Source organism: Natronincola peptidivorans (genome assembly GCF_900111615.1).
Classification (GTDB): Bacteria; Bacillota; Clostridia; order Peptostreptococcales; family Natronincolaceae; genus Natronincola_A; species Natronincola_A peptidivorans.
This window is the reverse complement of the sequence record NZ_FOHU01000002.1, coordinates 24,967-44,541: the sequence shown is the minus strand read 5'-3', so window position 1 is coordinate 44,541 and position 19,575 is coordinate 24,967. Positions and strand designations below refer to the sequence as shown.

Below are 19,575 nucleotides of genomic sequence, written 5' to 3'. Positions count from 1 at the left end.
TTATCTACCTACCTTCGCATATGAATTCCTTTTTGCTGTAAATATTCCTTTAAGTCTCCAATGGCTATTTCCTTAAAGTGAAACAAAGAGGCGGCCAGAGCAGCATCTGCTTTTCCGGCTGTAAAGACATCATAAAAGTCCTCCATACTGCCTGCTCCTCCGGAGGCGATTACTGGTATGTTTACTGTTTCACTTATTTCTCTTGTGATATCTAAATCATAGCCGCTTTTGGTACCATCCTTATCCATACTGGTTAACAGTATCTCTCCTGCCCCCAGCCTTTCTACTTCCTTAGCCCATGCTACTGCCTCCAGACCTGTGTCCTCTCTACCTCCCTTGACATACACATGATAGCTGCCATCCGTCTGCTTTTTTACATCAATGGCCACCACCACCGCCTGAGAACCAAAAATACGAGCACAATCTGTAACAATTTTGGGGGTTTTCACAGCTGCAGAGTTGATAGATACTTTGTCAGCACCACTTTTCAGCACTTCACGAAAATCCTCCACACTGCGGATTCCACCACCTACTGTTAAGGGAATAAACACTTGCTCCGCTGTCCTTTTTACAACCTCCAGTATTATATTTCTTTCCTCATTTGAGGCAGTAATATCTAAAAAAACAAGTTCATCTGCACCTGCTACATTGTAGGCCTTTGCAACCTCTACAGGATCACCTGCATCTACTAGGTTGACAAAATTTATCCCCTTTACTACTCTACCCTTATCCACATCTAAGCAGGGTACAATTCTTTTACTAATCATTTTTCATCTCCCCCTTAACTGCTGATAAATCAATTTTTCCTTCATAAAGAGCTTTTCCAACAATAGCTCCAGCTACTCCAATATGAGATAAAAGCTGTAGATCTTCTATAGTGGCTACACCGCCTGAGGCGATGATATCTATACCTACCTGCTGCTTCAGCTGACTAATGGCCTTAAAGTTAGGTCCCTGCAGCATACCGTCTCTAGCAATATCTGTATAAATGATGGTTTTTATCCCCATCTCCTCCAATTCCTTCGCAAAGTCTAAAGCAGCTACACTACTGGTTTTGGTCCAACCATCCACAGCCACATAACCATCCTTTGCATCAATGGATACCACCACCCGACTGCCAAATCCAGCTATGGCCTTTTTTAGCATCTCCTTATCTTCTATGGCCTTGGTACCAAGGATTACTCGCTCTACCCCTATAGCCATCAGCTGTTCTATGGCCTCTATACTCCTAATGCCTCCCCCCACCTGGACGGGAATATTGACTGCATCTACAATAGCTTGAATGATAGAAAGGTTTTTTCCTTTTCCCTCCAATGCTCCATCTAGATCCACGATATGAAGCACCTCTGCTCCTTTCTCCTGCCAAAGCTTTGCTACTTCCTGCGGGTCATTAAAATATATTTTTTCTTCATCAAATTTTCCCTGTGTTAGTCTTACACATCGTCCATCTTTGATATCTATTGCAGGATAAATCATCATTTTACCAGCTCCCCAAAATTCTTTAGTATTTGCAGTCCTATATTTCCACTTTTCTCTGGATGAAACTGTAGTCCATAGATATTGCCCTTCTCCACCACCGCCGGGATAGGTCTGCCATACTCAGCAGTAGCTTTTACTACCCACGCCTCCTGTGTTTCTAAATAATAGGAGTGAACAAAATATACATAGCTCTCCTGATGTATACCTTTTAATAACTGACTTTCTTCAGTAATGTCTAATTGATTCCAACCCATATGAGGAACCTTTAGATCCTTTGGCATCTTTACTATGTTTCCCTCCATGATGCCTAATCCTTGGATCTTATCTACTTCATAGCCATAGGAAAACAAAATCTGCATTCCTAAACAAATACCTAAGACTGGTTTACCCTTCTCTACTGCCTTAAGAATCTCTTCCTCTAGTCCCCGTTCCTTGAGATTTTTCATGGCATCATAAAAGGCCCCTACTCCGGGGATGATCAGGGCCTTGGCTTTTTTAAGTTCTTCTACATTATCAGAAACAAAGGCTTCATACCCCATCATATGAAAGGCCTTTTCTACACTTCTCAGATTTCCCATGCCATAGTTAATGATTCCTATCATACTACAATCCTCCCATTTACTAAATGCTGACTATGGGATTAAATAAATTCTACATCCTCTTGGTGAAAGGTGTGGAGGGGTATATTTATAATCGATTTATCTTTTCTCCTGACATAAACATACACATTTCTGCTATCAAAGCTTAAATGACTGGTCCCTTTGTCCAGCATAATGATTTCCCCTTCTAATAAGTCAGCATTCTTTGTTTTAAATTTTTGACCAGTAAAATAATTCCCAACCCTTTCTGAAAGGGTGAAAAGTATATATAAATCCACTTCCTTTAAATGTTTTTCCTTGATTTCATGTACAGTATGGAGAGGATTGTATCCTTTATTGATCATGTAATGGGTATAAAGGTCTGCTATATATAAAATCCTTGAAAACAAAGGTATTTCTGTACCTTTTAATCCTCTTGGATAGCCAGTTCCGTCATACTTTTCATGATGATACAAAATACTATCCAGCATCGTACCAGTAAGAAAGCTACATTTTTCTAGTAAAGAATAGCTATATACTACATGCTGATAATACTGATTTTCCTCCTGCTCCTTCCATTGGTGTCTATACATTTTATCCTCTGGCAGCTTTAGAATCCCAACATCAGCCACCATAGCAGTAATAAACAAAGCTTCCTTTTGCTTCTGTTTAAGCCCCATCCAATTTCCCAGCATGTAGGCGGTTAAAGCTACACTATAGCTGTAGAAATACAGAGAGTGATCCATCTTTTTCATGGTTTCCAGCATTTGAAAAACATTAACAGAAGCTTCTATTACCTGCATGCTTTTTTTGATATCCTCTTCAATAGAAGCTATTTCCGAAGGCTCAGCACCTTCAAATAGAGCCATTAGCTTATCGGTAATGTCCTTTTTGTATTTTGGTAAAAGCCGATCAAATAGCTCCTTATCCTTCTCCTTTTTTAAACCTAAGGCTTCCCCATAAGAAGGTTTTTTATGCTGAACCGTTTCCACTTCCTTCTCCTGAATGCTCTTAAGTATTTCCATAATCTCGTTATCAGCTATGATACGAACAATTTCAATTTTATTATCGTCTAGAAATTTTTGTACTCTTTCAACCGTTTTCTGATTTTTTAATTCAAAGCCCTTGCTTACCAACACTTGTCCTGAGCTTCCCTTAATCTCCTCTCCAATCACCATGTTTTCTATTAGAGACTTTACTGGGACGCTTATTACTTCCTCCGCCCTAAGGTTTTCCTTATTCTTTGACATATCCCAAGTCCTCCATCTTCTTTTTTCATTCTTTGAGTATAGAATTCGTTAGACAGAACTGCCATTCCTTTTCTTGCTTATGATATAGGACTTTAGTCTGCAGACCTTTCTTTCCCTTCATTTTTACAGAAAGCTATATAATTTCAATGTCTTTCAGCGCCTACTCAGCGAATGATTAAAAATCAGATTAAAAACAGGACTTATTACCTAAAGGATTCCCTTAGTGGACATGACCCCTTGGATCCTGGGATCTAATCTAGTGGCAGCATCTAGTCCTCTGCCAAAGGCTTTAAAAATACTTTCTATAATATGATGATCATTTTTTCCATAGAGATTTTCTATATGGAGGGTGATGCCACTGTTAAAGGCTAAACCCCTAAAAAACTCCTCCACCAGCTGCACCTCAAAATCTCCCGTCCTTTCCCCTGTGAAGGTAACATCAAAGTGCAGATAAGGCCTTCCGCTGATATCCATGGTTACCCTGGATAAAGCTTCATCCATTGGCGTCACAATAGATGCATAACGAACCACGCCTTTTTTATCTCCCAATGCCCTTTCAATAGCCTTTCCTAATAAAATACCTACATCCTCTACAGTATGGTGAAAATCCACCTCTAGATCTCCCTTGGCCTGAATATCTAAATCCATAAAGCCATGACGGGCTATCTGCTGCAGCATATGGTCAAAAAATCCTATGCCGGTGTTGATATTGCCTTCTCCTTTGCCATCAATATTGACCTCTACTGTGATGGCCGTCTCCTTGGTGTTGCGTTCCAATTTACATCTTCTTTCCTTCATTTTACTCCCCCTAAACTGCTATTTCCTCAGCTATACCCAAAGCCTTCATCAATAGCTTTATGACCAGCTGGTTTTCCTCCTTAGTGCCAATAGAAATCCTAATACACCCTGCCAAGGGACCTGTTTCTCCAAAATATCTTACCAGTACCTTGTTGTTTAAGAAATGTTCATATACCTCTTTGGCATTTTCTAATCTGCATAAAATAAAGTTGCCGTAGCTTTTATATGGTTTCACCTTTGGTAAACTCTCCAGCTGCTTTGTCATTGCTTCTCTCTCTAGGACAATCTCCTGGATCACATCCTCCAGTATCTCTTTATTCTCTAAGCATACCATTGCAGCTATCTGACTGAGACTAGCCACATTGTAGGGAGGCTTTATCTTGTATAACACTGCCATTAGCTCTTTAGAGGCTGCTCCATAGCCTACTCTGGCACCAGCCAGTCCATAGGCTTTCGAAAGGGTCCTTAGCACAATCAGATTAGGATAATAATTCACTAAATCTATAACGCTTTCACCATAAAACTCAAAATATGCCTCATCCACCACTACAATCCCATCAGAAAACTCAACGATTTTAATGATCTGCTCCCTTGGGATAATGCCTCCTGTGGGATTGTTAGGATTAGTAAGAAAAATCACCTTTGGTTTTTGCTTTTTACTCTCCTTGATAAAGCTGTAGTAATCAAAGGAAAAGTCTTTTCCTAACGGTACCTCCACTGTAGTCCCCCCTGCAATCTGGGCTGTGATTTTATACATCCCAAAGGTAGGGGTGTGAGTCAATATCTTATCTCCCTCTCCAACAAAAGCATTGATAATGATGGAGATAAGTTGGTCCGAGCCACAGCCCATCATCAGCTGCTGTGGAGCTAATCCCAGCTCCTTCTGCAGCATTTTTCTCAGCTGGCAGCAGTCACTATCAGGATATTGATTTACCTTTAGCCCCATTAAGCTCTTTGCAATCTTCTGATTTAATAGGTAGGCTACATTATTGTTTTCATTAGCATCTAGCTTTGCTATGTTTTCACATTCCTTCACCTCATAAGGCTGGAGGCTTTGGATATTTTCCTTTACTAAATTATTAATCATATCATTCATACCTCACTTTGATAGAATTCTTATGGGCATCTAGGCCCTCCTCCTCTGCCAGTACCATTACCTCATCCTTTACCTTCCCGAGAGCCTCCTGACTATAGTAAATAACACTAGACTTCTTGGTAAAATCCTCCACTGATAATGGAGAATAAAACTTCGCTGTACCACTGGTAGGTAACACATGATTTGGTCCCGCCAGATAATCCCCTAAAGGCTCTGGTGTATAGTGGCCTAAGAAGATGGCCCCAGCATTTTCTATCTTGTCTAGTAATTCAAATGGTTTATCCACACATAACTCTAAATGCTCTGGTGCTAATTTGTTGGAAAGGGCTATCGCCTCTTCTAAATTCTCTGCTAAAATAATCTTTCCATAGTTATTAAGGGATTTTTCTACAATTTCTTTTCGATCCAGTAGGGCTGTTTGTCGCTGAACCTCTGCCGCCACTGCCTTCCCTAAGGCTTCGCTATCCGTGATCAGGATTGCTGAGGATAGCTCATCATGCTCCGCCTGGGACAATAAATCCGCTGCCACATATTTAGGATTGGCAGAATCATCAGCAATCACTAGGATTTCACTGGGTCCTGCAATCATGTCAATATCTACAAAGCCATAAACCTCTTTCTTGGCAGTTGCTACATAGATATTCCCTGGTCCAACAATCTTATCTACCTTTGGTATGGTTTCTGTTCCATAGGCCAATGCCCCTATAGCTTGAGCTCCACCTACCTTGTAGATTTCTTGGATTCCCAGCTCCTTGGCTGCCACCAATACGCCGGCAGACAATCTTCCCTGTTGATCCGGTGGTGTCACCATGGCAATCCTTTTTACCCCTGCCACCTTAGCAGGAATAGCATTCATCAATACAGAAGAAGGATATGCCGCCGTGCCTCCTGGCACATAAATGCCTACATTGGCAATAGCAGTAACCTTTTGTCCCAGCATAATTCCCTCAGAGGAGCTAAACCAAGAATTCTGTCGCTGTTTCTCATGATAGCTGGTGATATTGGTGATGGCCAACCGAAGGGCCTTTAGATACCCTGCCTTGATCTGTGAGTAGGCTTCCTCTATCTCCTCCTCTGTTACCAGCATCTGGTCCTTGGATAAATCTACCCCATCAAATTTTTTTGTGTATTCCTGTAGAGCTTCATCTCCTCTAACATGTACATTCCCTAATATATTTTGCACAGTTTCCTGATAATCTTTAAAATTCACACTGCTTCTTTCCTGTAATTCTTTGAAAAATTGGGCTTGATCCCCACCCTTTAAATCAATCATGTTCATCCTCATCGTCCCCCCTTAGCTTACTTTTTCTGCAATCAAATCAATAATGGTGGTTATCTCTTTTTTCTTTGTCTTGTAGCTAACCTTATTTAGTACCAGTCGTGCACTGATGTTGGCTATGTCCTCTAGTACCACTAAGCCATTTTCCTTTAAGGTCTTTCCGGTCTCTACAATGTCTACAATCACATCCGATAAGCCCATTAGGGGGGCCAGCTCCACTGAGCCCTCTTGTCGGATTACCTCCACTGATTGACCTTTTTGTGCAAAATATTTTTTTGTTACATTAGGATATTTAGTAGCCACCCGCAGATGTTTTTTTCCATTGGTACCGTTAGGTCTTCCCGCCACAGAAAATTTGCATACCCCAAACTTTAAATCTACTACCTCATATAGCTGTCTTTCCTGCTCCATCAATACATCCTTACCAACGATCCCCATGTCCACCACGCCATGCTCTACATAGGTGGGAACATCCACCGCCTTCAGTAAAATCACTTCTATATGATGCTGTGGCAAAGTAAATACCAGCTTTCTGCTATCCTCTTTTAGCACTTGACAATCGATGCCTATCTCTTCTAAAAGCTCAATACTGTATTTTGCCAGCCTTCCCTTAGCAATTGCTATCTTTAATGTCTCCAATCTATAAACCCCCTAACTCCTGTACTTTTTCTAGATTTCCTTCTTTGTTGATCCGCATAATCCCATCTATTTTTCTTCGACCTGTATATTCTAAAATTTCCTTCGTATCCTCTAAAAGACATACCTCCACAATATATCCTTCTTTTCTTAGATCCTCCACCTTTGCAGACGTCATTGCTGGACTGCCAGCTTCCTCCAGCAGCAGGATATGCTTCTTCTTTTTCACCTTGAGATTCTCCTGAATCTTTAAAGCCTTGGTAATCATATTCACCACAAAGGCAAAACCAGTAGCAGGACAATCCATATCAAAATCCTTCATCAGCCTGTCATAACGACCACCACTCAGCAGCACCACTCCTAAATCCTTGGTAAAGCCCTTAAAAATCACACCACTATAATACTTCAGAGATGTAACCATGCCTAGGTCTAAAGATATGTATTTACCCAGCCCATAGCTTTCTATCATTCTCCAGACCTTCTCCAGATCTTCCACCGCCTCCAGCATAGAGACTGTAAGAGGCAGCTTTTTTACCTCCTCCAACACCTCACATGGTTCACCGAAAAGCCTTGGCAGCTTCTTTAAAATGGTTTTGATATCCGCCTCTATAGGCAGCCCCTCCACCAATCTATCCAACTCAATAAAATTCTTATTTTCCATGTGATTGATAATGGCCTGCTTTTCTGTCTCTTGAATACCTATCGTCTGTAATATCCCTTTTAACAGCTTCACCTGGCCAATGTCAATCTGAAAGTTTTCTAAACCCAGGTTTTTTAAGCTCTCAATAGCTGTAATGATAACCTCTCCATCTGCTCTGTAGGAGGCCACACCAAAGAGCTCTACTCCTGCCTGACGAAACTCCCGCTTTCTACCTGCCTGTTCCTCATCGATACGAAAGACATTTTGTACATAACACAGCTTTAAAGGATACACAAAATCCTTCATTTTTGTTGAAACAATTCTAACAATCGGCACAGTACAATCAGGTCTAAGTACCAAGATACCTCCATTGGTATCAATCAGCTTAAACATCTTATCTCCATTACTGGCTAGATAATCATTGGAAAAGAGATCATAGTATTCCAACGTGGGGCTGCTAACCTCCATATACCCTGACTGCATAAAGTTTTCCATCAATTTATTCTCAATATGTCTTCGGTAAATACAGTCATCGATTAGCAAATCCTGTACTCCCTCTGGCAATAATACTTTTCTTGATTCCATCATTTCACGCCCCCATTTTATCAGTTTATCGCTTTAGCTAGCTAAATCACTAAATTAATATCTGACATCTATTTTAACCCCTAACCCTTTCCTTGTCAAGAAAAATCAAGAGATTTTTATGTATTTTATAAATACAAAAGCCACGGGGACGTTTCATCTGTCATCTTTATAATTAGGAGCTTCCTACATCTTCTAGAAGGATTTTTCTCATTCTTGTAGAAAAGATACATGAAACTATAATGAATGGATGAGGAGGATATTGTATGATTACAAAAAGCTTGGATGCTGAAATGAAGGCTGCTAAAACAGTGGCAGAATTAATGGTGGCGGCTGCTAGAACTGCACCAAAGGGTAAAGGAACTGATAATTTAGAAATCCTCATTGTAGAGGGAGAATCAAAGGATAAATTAGCCTCTGAAATGCGTGTAATTGCAGAAAAAGAAGGAGTGGCTTTCTTTAACAGAGATGCTGGTAATGTCGATAACTCTCTTGTAGTTGTATTAATCGGTACAAAGATAGGTCCAGTGGGTGTGCCTTATTGCGGCTTCTGTGGCTATGAAAACTGTGCAGAAAACAAAGCCAATGATGGTATTTGTGCCTTCAATACAGGTGACTTAGGTATAGCAGTAGGCTCAGCTGCATCAGTTGCAGCAAATCACCGCTGTGATAACCGAGTTCTTTTCTCCGCAGGGAAAACTGCCCTAAAACTAGGCTACTTCAGTGAAGAGATCAAGGTTGCCTATGCAATACCGCTATCCATCTCCGGTAAAAGTCCTTTCTTTGATAGAGGGTAAAGCTAACCTAGTTAAGGTATCTAAATTTCAACCAAAAGAAACCCAGCAACTACAATAATTAGTGTTGCTGGGTTTTTCTAGGGACGATGTCTATATAGATCTTTCTATCTTTACAAATAATAATCTCGTTATGCAATTATTAAAGAAAACTGATGTTCTTATCACGAAACCCCTTCAAGGTCATTTCATTTACTACCTTAGGCTTTTGACTGCGTTAGCCTAGGTAGGCTTCTCTTACCATATCGTTTTGTAATAATTCATCTCCTGTTCCTGTCAGCACCATACTTCCTGTCTGTAGGACATAGCCTCTATGGGCAATTTTTAGTGCCTTATGGGCATTTTGTTCAACCAATAGGATTGTCATTCCTTCTTGGTTTAGTTTTTGGATAGCTTTAAATATGACCTCCACCAGCAGGGGGGCCAATCCCATCGATGGTTCATCCAACAATAGTAGAGCTGGTTGGCTCATAAGAGCCCTTCCCATTGCCAGCATTTGTTGTTCTCCTCCGCTTAGTGTGCCGCCTTTTTGCTTCCTTCTCTCCAATAGCCTTGGGAACATTTCAAAAGCATAGTCCATATTTTTCTTTATTTTGCTGCTATCCTTAAAACGGAAGGCCCCCATCTCAAGGTTTTCTTCTACTGTCATTCTAGGAAATATTTTTCTCCCTTCCGGTACATGGGCAATACCGCCTTCTGCCACCAAGTGGGGAGGAATCCTGCTGATGGTCTGTTCTTTAAACAGGACCTCCCCCTTAGTAGGCTTCAAAAGGGAGGAGATGGTATTCAAGGTAGTGGTCTTGCCTGCTCCATTGCTGCCTATCAGCGTCACGATTTCCCCTTCCTTTACCTCAAAGGAGATACCTTTTAACGCATGTATTTTACCATAATGGGTATCTACATTTTTTATTTCAAGTATTGGCTTACTCATATGGCTGCTCCTTCCTTATGCTACTTCTTCAGTAGCAGTGTCCTCTCCAAGGTATGCCTTGATAACCTCTGGATTATGTTTTACTTCAAGGGGTGTCCCTTCAGCAATCTTTACACCATAGTTAATGACTGTGATCTTGTCTGAAAGTCCCATCACCAGCTTCATATCATGCTCAATCAACAGGATTGAATGTCCCAGCTCATCTCTGATCTTGATAATAAAATTCTTCATTGCTTCTGTTTCCTTTGGATTTAATCCAGCAGCCGGCTCATCCAGCAACAAGAGCTTAGGCTTAATGGCCAGAGCACGGGCGATTTCTAATAATCTCTGTTCCCCATAGGGAAGATTTTTCGCCAGCTCATTATCCTTCCCCTCCAGCCCTACGTATTTTAAAAGCTCCAGAGCTCTTTCATAGGCCTCAGCTTCTTCTTTTATCTTTCGCCTTCTATTGCACACAATATCAAATATATTTGAATTCAGATGCAGGTGCATACCCACCAGTATATTTTCCACTGTAAGCATATTTGGAAACAGCTTTATATTTTGAAAGGTTCGAGCCATTCTATAGGAGGCCACCCTTTCCGGTGTTAAATCCTTAAGATTGTTTCCATCAAAGGTAATGGTTCCCTCATGATCAGGATAATAGCCGCTAATGACATTGAAAAAAGTAGTTTTCCCTGCACCATTAGGCCCAATCACGCTTACGATTTGTTTATCCTCCATCTCAAAGTCTATATTGTTAACGGCTACTAGACCGCCAAAGGTTTTTGTCAATCCCTTTACTTCTAATAAAGCCATGATTTTTCCCTCCTCTATTCTACTGATACATCCTCTTCCTTTTCAATTTTTTTAAGCTTATTTACTTGCTTCTTTATATAGGCCATGGTTCTCTTGGCCGGTAGGAAGCCCTGAGGTCTAAATATACACATCAGCACCAGTATTAACCCAAAAACCAATCGCTCATATTTAGCAGGATCCAGCTGGGGTGAAATACTGACGATACCCGCCACAGTAAGCCCCCTTAGGAAATTGGATAACTCCTTTAGGATGTGGAGCTGCAGCACAACTACTGCAAAGGCACCGATGATGGCACCAGCTATATTCCCCATCCCCCCCATGATCACCATCGCCAGGATACCTATGGATTCCATGAATCCAAAGCTGGATGGGTCAATAAAGCTTTGTTTTGCTGCAAATAGTACCCCCATCATCCCAGCAAATGCTGCTCCTATTGAAAAGGCTAGAAGCTTCATCGGCACAATGGGTATCCCCATGGTTCTTGCCGCCAGCTCATCCTCTCTGATGGCGGTCCAGGCTCGACCTATGCGTGAATTGTTCAATCTATTGACAACAATCACTGTAATCACCAGCAGGATTAATACAATAAAATAATAATGTATCGTTTTATTCAGAGGAATGCCAAAAAATGCTGGTGGTTTTATAGGACTCAAACCTTTGGGACCATTGGTAAAATTAATAGGTTTATCTAAATTGTTTAAAACAATTCGAATAATTTCTGCAAAGCCTAATGTCACAATGGCCAGATAATCTCCTCTTAATCTAAGGACTGGCAGGCCCAATAGAAATCCTACAAATCCTGCCGCAATCATTCCAATCACTAGGAACATCCAAAACCAGTTTCCCGACACTGGAAATTGGAGAATAGAAGAGGTGATAAAATTATTGGCCTGAGCTGTGGCAAATATAGCGTAGGTGTATGCACCTACAGCATAAAAGCCTACATAGCCTAAGTTTAATAAACCAGTAAAACCTACCACTATATTTAATCCAATAGCAAGAACAACATAGATCCCTATCTGGGTGATAACATCTAAATAATAGGTATTGGCAAACCCTACTAAAGGCATGATAACCATCAAGTCTACAATGGCTATCACCAGCTTTACCTTGGTATTTAATCTTTTTGATAAATACAGTACCAGAAAAGATGTTAAAAATAGAATAAAAGCAACTCCACTGCTGCTAAATAAATACAATAGCAGGGGTGCTAAGAAAATGATAGCCAACTGAAGGATTTCCTTTTCCCAATACACTTGTAGCAGATTCTTGAGCTTTTCCATTTTCTACACCTTCTCTCCTACTGTTTTCCCTAAAAGACCACTTGGTTTAAAAATAAGTATAATAATAAGTATTGCAAAGGCAAAAACATCCTTGTATTCAGCACCGAATACACCATTGGTAAGGATTCCTAAAAATCCTGCTCCAAAAACCTCTAAGAGCCCAAGCAATATTCCTCCCAGCATGGCACCAGGGATACTGCCAATGCCTCCAAAAACCGCCGCTGTAAAGGCCTTCATCCCTATAATAAAGCCTACATAAGGATGAATCAGTGAATACTGAACTGCAAAAAGTGTCCCCGCTGCCCCTCCCAATGCTGCCCCAATAAGAAATGTCAGAGAAATAATAGCGTTTACGTCTATTGCCATTAAGGAGGCAGTGTTTCTATCCTGTGCTACAGCCCTCATGGCCTTTCCTAGCTTATGTCTGTTAATAAATAAATTTAGACTAAACATAATCACGATAGCTATCACCATGATATACAGCACCTTTACAGGGATTCTTAATCCCCCAGTTATATGAATACTGGCAGTGAAAAGCGTAGGGGTAGATAGATAAAAAGCATTTTTCCATAGTCCTTCTACCAGCCTCACTGCATCCTGTAGAAAAAAGGAAACCCCTATAGCTGAGATAAAGGCCACCAGCTTTGGTGCAGTCCGTACTGGTTTATAGGCCACCCTTTCAACAACTACACCCACAGTACCACTGAAAATCATAGCTATAATGATGGCAATCAGTAGAGCAACCGGAGCTGGAAGACTGCCTAGATAGCCTGCGCTTTGCATAAACAACAGTACCTCTGTTCCAGCAAAGGCACCTACCATAAAGATCTCACTATGGGCAAAATTGATGAACTCAAGAATACCATACACCATGGTATACCCTAAGGCCACAATGGCATAAACAAAGCCTAGTGTTAATCCGTCTATCAATAATTGTGGTATCATGCCTGTCATTTGTTCCATATGCAAACAACCTTTCTCTATTATAATGAAAGAGGGAGAAGAAACATCTCAGCATTTCTCCCCCTTTATAAATACACTTAGTCCTTCAAATAACCTGTTGCAGGAATTTCTTTTGTTACTGTAGCTGGGTATTTGGCTTCATCAAAGGTCAAGATATAGATATTGGCTTCAGTATTGTCTCCTCTTTTGTTAAAGGTTACATTGGTAGCAAGTCCTTTAAATCCACTGGTAGCTCTAGCGGCAGCAACAACATCCTCTCTTGATGGCTTTTCTCCGCCATTGCCTTCTATGGCAGCTTTGATAGCGTTTAAGGTGACATTCATTGCATCATAGCCATAGGAGGAATATGCCTCTGGTGCTTTATTAAACATCTTTGTATAGTTATCAATAAATACCCTTCCTTCTGGTGTACCGGAAATATCAGCAGCCAAGGAGGTATAGGTCATGCCTATAGCTGCATCTCCAGCGATGTTGATAACCTCACCTGAGTCCATACCATCAGGACCTACAAATTTTACATCAATGCCCTTTTCCTTTAACTGCTTAGTAATCAACGAACCCTCAGGATAGATACCTCCAAAGTATACAGCTTCTGCCCCTGACGCTCTTACCATTTCTAATACCGCACTAAAGTCAGATTCTCCGGCAGTAACTCCTTCATACCCTAGCACTTCTCCTCCTATGCTTTTATATTGATTCATAAACTCATCTGCTACCCCTTGTCCATAGGTGGTTTTATCCTGAAGAATAAAGATCGATTTGATACCTAATTCATCAAATGCATAATCTGCTCCAGCTGGACCTTGGGCGTCATCTCTAGCACAGATACGATTTACATTGGGAAGCTCTCTATCCGTTACATCATTGGCTGTATTTGCCGGAGATACCATGGCCAAGCTTCCATTGGCATATACCTCTGAAGAAGGTATAGCAACTCCAGAGTTCCAGTGTCCTACCACTGCCAATAAATCATCATCCATAATTAATCTTTGTGCTACTGCAACCCCAACCTTTGGATCCGCTTGGTCATCCTGAGGTGCAAATTGCAGATCAAAGCCTAATGCCTTAAACTCATCCACTCTCTCAGCTAATGCCAACTCACTTCCATTTTTGATGGATTCCCCAACTGCTGCCTGTGAACCTGATAAAGGTGTCACCGAGGCTACCTTGATAACAGAGCTGCCGCCCCCAACACTGCCTGCAACCTCGGCAGTCTCCGTGTTACTAGAACATCCCACCACTGATAAAATAAGCAATACTACTAAAGTAAACATACCAATTCTTTTGATTTTCATCCCCATACACGCTCCCTTTATTTAAATTTTATATAAAAAAAGTCTCCCCATCACAAATGTAGAATCATTTGCAATGAGAAGACTTCGTTGCCTTCTATAAATACTTTATGCTGCATCCATCAAGGTCAATAACTATGAAAAGACTTCATCGCCTTTTCAATAAAACCTTCATAGATTATCATCATTAAGCCAATAGTACCTATCTAATATTGTATTGTTTAACAACTGTTATTTTTATATAAAACATAATAATCTATTTCTACTATCCTTGTCAACAAAAAAATCTCAAAATTGTGAATATTTTTATAAAAGCCACTACGAAAGCCACGGGGACGTTTCATCCGTCATCTTTTTACCGCCTTTTCAACCACACCTCTACCAATATCTAATACCCTGCTGAGTTGTCTAATACTTACTCCTGTGTCTTTATAAATACTATTTATAATTTGATTCCTCTCTTCTATCGCCAATTCCTTTATCAATGCTGTATTTATCATTCTTTCAATTTCTTCTTGAAGAGCTTTATCTGTATATTTTTTTATCTCCTCATATTCTAAAAATTTCTCATTATTTTTTTCATCTGTATAAGTTCTAAAGCTTTCTTTAGTAGGAAAATAACCTTTAATCAATTCTGCATTGATATCCGCTGGCTTTCCATGATAAACCTTCATATACTCTCCATAGCTGCTCCACATATATTCCTCTGCCCGCTGTACTATCTTAGCCTTCACAGGGTTTTGATGAATATACCTTAATACCGCTATTAAATAGCTTTCGTCTTCTATGGTTTCACTTCTATATCGATTTTGGAAAAGATGTCCTGTTCTCCCATATTTAAGATTATGCCATTGAACATAGCCCACAGTGATTCTCTTGATACTATTCCCAATCTCTTCATTTTCTTTCACCAGCAAATGTACATGATTCCTCATCAAGCAATAACCATATACATAAAACCGACCATCCTCTTTAACCTTAAAAATTTGTTTTAAAAATTTCTTCCTGTCTTCATCCTCTAAGAATATATCTCTTCCGTCTATCCCTCTCAGCATAATATGATAAATCCCGGTTTTGCTTTTTTTCCTTGGCTCTCTTGGCATCTGATTCTCCTCCTAGCTCTATAAATAATCTGAGCATCTGACGAATGAAGCGTCCCCATGGCTTCTTTATAACAGTATAACACTTTTATCCAATTATTTACAATGCTTAACAAGGAGGTATGGAAAATTTATATCTTTTTCCCATAATAAAGCTTGTGGAGAATGTATCAACAAAATTTCATTTATGTTGCTAATTATAATGATCTTTAGCAACAATAGTGACTTAATACCACAAAGACCCTTTAAAGAAATCACTTCTTCAAAAGGTCTTTTGTGTTATAAACATTATTTTATATTAAACTCCTCGCTCCCTCAAGATAACTGAATATTTGTATGACAAATGAAACGTCCCCGTGGCCGTGGCTACGATTATTTTCCTTATTTCTTCTTTTATGATTTTAGAGAAGTATCTATGTACTAAAGGCCTCACTAACCTCCGTTAATTTGTAAATTCTATTATTTAGTTCTTGTATGGAGCTGTTGATTTCTTGCATTGAGGCAGTCTGCTGCTGAGCAGACGCACTAATTTGCTGTGTGGCTGATGCAGATTGTTGAGTTACTGTTGCTATACTGTTGATAGAATTCACCACAGTATCCTTTGCATCATTTATATCCTTTGCATCAAAGGCTAATTGGTGCACATCATCAGCAACTGACATAATAAATTCATCTAGGGTTTTAAATACCTTTTCAGTTTCTTCTAATGTACCCATAGATTGCTCCAGCTGTCCAGTAGCCTCTCTACTTTCACTACTGGTTGTTTCTATGATATCCTTAATATCTACAACAATTTGTTGAATTTCACCTGCAGATTCTCCTGATTCCTCAGCCAATTTTCTTATTTCGTCAGCTACCACGCCAAAGCCCTTGCCTGCATCACCAGCTCTTGCGGCTTCTATTGCTGCGTTTAGTGCCAACAGGTTTGTCTGCTCCGAAATGCTATTTATACTTTCTAAAATCTCTTCAATAGATTTAGACTTTTCGGATAAGACATCTATGTTCCTTGCTACATTATGGGCATCCTCTCTATAATCCACAAAAGACGCTTTAAAGACCTTTATTGATTTCATCCCTAGCGCATTATTTTTCTTCATAGTATTAGTAGCATCTGTTGTAGTCTCTAGCTTTCTCAATATTGCTTCTATTTTTATTGCTAAGCTTTGTATCTCCTGCAATCCCTTTTTTGTTTCCTGGGCTTGATTATTTACTCCACTAGCTATTTCTTCAATCGTCCTTGCAATTTCTTCACTAGATACACTTGTCTGTTCTGTTGAATCCCTAATGACATCTGACAGCTTGGTTAATTCACTAGTGGTTTCCTGCATGGTAGTAATGACACCTTTGATACTTTCTACTGTTGTGTTAAAGCTATCTCCTAATACTCCTATTTCGTCCTTATTCTTCACTTTTATTTCCTGTGTCAAATCTCCTTCGGAAACCTTCTCCATGATGGCAATTATTTCTTTAATGGGACTAATGATGAGCCTATTACTGATTAGTACCATCAAAGAAGTAATTACTAGTATATTTATTGCAGTGGCTACAAGTACAGCAAAGTTTTCCCCTACATCAATAAACCTATGTACTATACCATTGACAAACCCTGCAATTGATCCGCTGACCAGTAAAGCAAGTACAGTAAATACAATGAATTTGATTCTTATACTTCCTATACGCCTACTTAACCCCGCTTTATTAGTTTCTCTCATGCCTATCCCCTCTTTTCAATAGTAATAGTGCTTGCATCTCATGCTTCTTTAAAATTTACTTGTTCCATGCTTAGGTTTTTAGACAAAAAAACATGAATTTTTCCCTATCCCCCTTCATGATTTACTCTTTACTTCTAACTATTACCCTTTTGTATGCTAAACAAAACATTATCAATGACATAAAAAAGAAAGTCCTTCAAAATTAGTTTTTTAAAGAACTTTCTTTTTATATTAAAGGTACCTTTGTATCCAACAGTCTATTCAAAACATCTGACAAATGAAACGTCCCCGTGGCTGGTTTAGTTGTTCATCAGCTGCTCGTCCATCAAAATAGTAACATTTAGGTTGCCATTCCTTGAACGTATATCATCTATCAACGTCTTTTCATCAACGTTGTCTTTGCTTCTTATAGAATAAACCAGCTCAAACATAGTCCCTAGATTGGTGGTTCTGATACTTTGTAGAGAAAACTCCTCTAAATGCTCCTTCAATAAATCATCAAATAATCCTTCAAAGTTTAGATTCTCCGGTACAGTGATTTTTAAAATCTTTTGTTTTCCATCTCTTGCTCCAAAATCAATATGATATAAAACAAAAATAAGTGCACAAAGAATGACAGTAAATACAGCGGCAGGTATAAATAATCCAGCACCTGACGCTAACCCCGCCCCCAGCACAAAAAAGATAAAGGCGATATCCCTAGGATCTCCGATACTACTTCTAAAACGTATGATAGATAAAGCCCCAGCCAAACTAAAGGCTCTAGCGATATTGCTGCCGATGGCAACGATAACGATGGAGATTACTACCCCTAGGATAATCAAGGTATGAGCAAAGGTTTGTGAGTAAAACTTGCCCTTGTAGGTCTTAATATAGGTATAGGAAATCATCAGTCCTAAAACGAAGCTCACCAATATGGTGAAAATTACTTCTCTAACTGTGGTAATGGTTCCTATCTCATTGATCATAAAAATGTCATTAATGGTGTTTAACACTACTGCAACCCCCTATATGATATTCTTCTCTGCCACTGGTACCTCTGTGTTACTGTAGCAGCTAGAGTATTTAGAAAAGCTCTGCATTGCACATCGATACTCGCTTAGGATCCTGGCAAGCCATAAAGGCATTCGTTCACTAAGCTTTACCTCTAAAACATATACATGAGGGTCCACATACATTTCCCCATCACTTCCATTTTCCAATCGGAAATTATATTCTCGTTTTCTAAGATTTTTATCAAAGGTGATTCGAATACTCCTATCATCTATAGCTTGAAATGCTTGACGCTCGTAGGCCAACAGCACCTTAGGCTTTAACTGATAAAAGGTCTTTAAAAAATCTATTTCCTTCAAAATCTGCTGATTGGAAACATCTAGATCCGCAGTCCTTGCTCCCAGCTGTTTTTCTGCCAAAAAGCTATAGGCATCCTTCAGCCTGATCAAAGTCCTGCGTTTGTTTACAACCCCCTTATGCTTTTTCTTGATTTCAATAAAAGCATAATCATTGAGTGAAGTCTTATTATAGGTCCTCATTCTCAGCTTCTGTCTAAAGGGCTGTCCCATCATTTTTTCTTGATGAAACAAATGATCCTCTGTATCATAATAGATACTAGCAACTGTATAATAACCTTCCTCATCACCATTGGCATCTAAAGAAAGGTAGGGCCTTAAGGCATCTAGCAGCTCTACATAGACATCATGATGAATCAAATACTTTAACTCATATCGATTAAATACTTCCTTGGCCACAGTATGCCCTCCTTCCTATTTGTTCCTAATCCTCTTCGTATAATTGAATACATTCCTCAATGGTTTTGGCTCTACCGGACTTCAAGTATTTTATGAAATGATCCATTGCATTGGAGTACCAGTATTTCTGTGGCGCCATACATTTTTCTTCCAGCTTCTCTATATTGGTATTTACCTTATCTTTCCATTTTGCTATGTTTGGCATTTTTTTATGCAGCTGAAACATAAAATAGATACCATTTACAGCTACCTGCCATCCAAACCAACCGATAATCACCAGACCTCCAAAGGGCATCCCTTGACTATAAACAAGGTAGAGTATGACTCCCACAGCTAGATTGTATTTAAATGGTACAGGATAAGGCACCTTATAGGCCTGATGCACCTTCCGCTGCAGCTCCTCAGTCTCTTCTATATATACCAGGGCCTCCTCCAGGTTCTTGATGGCTTCCTTTATCTCTATCCTGTTCTCTGTTCCCTTTGTCATAATATCTTCTCCTTTATACCTATACCTTTGCCAATTTAACAGAATCTTAACATATATAGTATACCATCGTAGCTTAATAGAGTAAAGTTTAGTTTCCAGCTACATCATTATACACCTTTTGACATGAAA

The 19,575-nt window shown here is 39.6% G+C and carries 20 protein-coding genes; 1 reads left to right on the top strand and 19 read right to left on the bottom strand.

What is annotated here, in order from left to right; all coding sequences use genetic code 11:
* Positions 1-8 precede the first annotated feature (8 nt).
* The 9 genes from hisF to hisZ form a co-directional block, all read right to left on the bottom strand.
* The gene (hisF, locus tag BMX10_RS02940) at positions 9-767 is read right to left on the bottom strand and encodes an imidazole glycerol phosphate synthase subunit HisF (protein WP_090439104.1); all 759 of its coding nucleotides are present in this window, start codon (positions 765-767) and stop codon (positions 9-11) included.
* A complete protein-coding gene (hisA, locus tag BMX10_RS02935) occupies positions 760-1,479 on the bottom strand; it encodes a 1-(5-phosphoribosyl)-5-[(5-phosphoribosylamino)methylideneamino]imidazole-4-carboxamide isomerase (RefSeq protein WP_090439101.1) in 720 nt (239 codons plus the stop codon). Before hisA ends, hisF begins: the two co-directional genes overlap by 8 nt.
* Positions 1,476-2,081, bottom strand: a complete 606-nt coding sequence (gene hisH / locus BMX10_RS02930) for an imidazole glycerol phosphate synthase subunit HisH (protein ID WP_090439097.1) — start codon at positions 2,079-2,081, stop codon at positions 1,476-1,478. The genes hisA and hisH overlap by 4 nt, the downstream gene beginning before the upstream one ends.
* A gap of 38 nt (positions 2,082-2,119) precedes the next feature.
* The gene (locus BMX10_RS02925) at positions 2,120-3,307 is read right to left on the bottom strand and encodes an HD-GYP domain-containing protein (RefSeq protein ID WP_090439094.1); all 1,188 of its coding nucleotides are present in this window, start codon (positions 3,305-3,307) and stop codon (positions 2,120-2,122) included.
* A 207-nt stretch (positions 3,308-3,514) separates the two neighbouring features.
* On the bottom strand, positions 3,515-4,105 hold the full coding sequence (gene hisB / locus BMX10_RS02920) for an imidazoleglycerol-phosphate dehydratase HisB (protein WP_090439090.1): 591 nt from the start codon (positions 4,103-4,105) through the stop codon (positions 3,515-3,517).
* Positions 4,106-4,115: 10 nt separating this feature from the next.
* Positions 4,116-5,192, bottom strand: a complete 1,077-nt coding sequence (gene hisC / locus BMX10_RS02915) for a histidinol-phosphate transaminase (RefSeq protein ID WP_170834654.1) — start codon at positions 5,190-5,192, stop codon at positions 4,116-4,118.
* A gap of 1 nt (position 5,193) precedes the next feature.
* Positions 5,194-6,480 (bottom strand): histidinol dehydrogenase, encoded by a 1,287-nt coding sequence (gene hisD / locus BMX10_RS02910; RefSeq protein ID WP_090439084.1) that lies wholly within the window; start codon positions 6,478-6,480, stop codon positions 5,194-5,196.
* 15 nt (positions 6,481-6,495) lie between these two features.
* On the bottom strand, positions 6,496-7,119 hold the full coding sequence (gene hisG, locus BMX10_RS02905; protein ID WP_090439081.1) for an ATP phosphoribosyltransferase: 624 nt from the start codon (positions 7,117-7,119) through the stop codon (positions 6,496-6,498).
* Between the two features lies 1 nt (position 7,120).
* The gene (gene hisZ / locus BMX10_RS02900) at positions 7,121-8,344 is read right to left on the bottom strand and encodes an ATP phosphoribosyltransferase regulatory subunit (protein ID WP_090439078.1); all 1,224 of its coding nucleotides are present in this window, start codon (positions 8,342-8,344) and stop codon (positions 7,121-7,123) included.
* A gap of 260 nt (positions 8,345-8,604) precedes the next feature.
* Between hisZ and BMX10_RS02895 the strand changes: the two genes are divergently transcribed.
* Complete coding sequence (locus tag BMX10_RS02895) at positions 8,605-9,135, top strand: ferredoxin domain-containing protein (protein ID WP_090439075.1); 531 nt, start codon at positions 8,605-8,607, stop codon at positions 9,133-9,135.
* A 214-nt stretch (positions 9,136-9,349) separates the two neighbouring features.
* Here the strand turns inward: BMX10_RS02895 and BMX10_RS02890 are convergent, their stop codons facing one another.
* The 10 genes from BMX10_RS02890 to BMX10_RS02845 form a co-directional block, all read right to left on the bottom strand.
* Positions 9,350-10,063: an ABC transporter ATP-binding protein gene (locus BMX10_RS02890; RefSeq protein ID WP_090439072.1), complete on the bottom strand. Its 714-nt coding sequence runs from the start codon at positions 10,061-10,063 to the stop codon at positions 9,350-9,352.
* Positions 10,064-10,078: 15 nt separating this feature from the next.
* Positions 10,079-10,861 (bottom strand): ABC transporter ATP-binding protein, encoded by a 783-nt coding sequence (locus tag BMX10_RS02885; RefSeq protein ID WP_090439069.1) that lies wholly within the window; start codon positions 10,859-10,861, stop codon positions 10,079-10,081.
* A gap of 14 nt (positions 10,862-10,875) precedes the next feature.
* Positions 10,876-12,144 (bottom strand): branched-chain amino acid ABC transporter permease, encoded by a 1,269-nt coding sequence (locus BMX10_RS02880; RefSeq protein ID WP_090439066.1) that lies wholly within the window; start codon positions 12,142-12,144, stop codon positions 10,876-10,878.
* Between the two features lie 3 nt (positions 12,145-12,147).
* Entirely contained in the window at positions 12,148-13,107 is a 960-nt protein-coding gene (locus BMX10_RS02875; RefSeq protein WP_244272619.1) for a branched-chain amino acid ABC transporter permease, read from the bottom strand.
* 77 nt (positions 13,108-13,184) lie between these two features.
* Positions 13,185-14,402, bottom strand: a complete 1,218-nt coding sequence (locus BMX10_RS02870) for a branched-chain amino acid ABC transporter substrate-binding protein (RefSeq protein WP_090439978.1) — start codon at positions 14,400-14,402, stop codon at positions 13,185-13,187.
* 344 nt (positions 14,403-14,746) lie between these two features.
* Positions 14,747-15,502 (bottom strand): transposase, encoded by a 756-nt coding sequence (locus BMX10_RS02865; protein WP_090439063.1) that lies wholly within the window; start codon positions 15,500-15,502, stop codon positions 14,747-14,749.
* Positions 15,503-15,912: 410 nt separating this feature from the next.
* On the bottom strand, positions 15,913-17,211 hold the full coding sequence (locus tag BMX10_RS02860) for a methyl-accepting chemotaxis protein (RefSeq protein WP_090439060.1): 1,299 nt from the start codon (positions 17,209-17,211) through the stop codon (positions 15,913-15,915).
* 299 nt (positions 17,212-17,510) lie between these two features.
* Positions 17,511-18,206, bottom strand: a complete 696-nt coding sequence (locus tag BMX10_RS02855; RefSeq protein ID WP_244272618.1) for a DUF4956 domain-containing protein — start codon at positions 18,204-18,206, stop codon at positions 17,511-17,513.
* Positions 18,207-18,218: 12 nt separating this feature from the next.
* Entirely contained in the window at positions 18,219-18,959 is a 741-nt protein-coding gene (locus BMX10_RS02850) for a polyphosphate polymerase domain-containing protein (protein WP_090439057.1), read from the bottom strand.
* 25 nt (positions 18,960-18,984) lie between these two features.
* A complete protein-coding gene (locus BMX10_RS02845; RefSeq protein WP_090439054.1) occupies positions 18,985-19,446 on the bottom strand; it encodes a hypothetical protein in 462 nt (153 codons plus the stop codon).
* Positions 19,447-19,575: the final 129 nt, after the last annotated feature.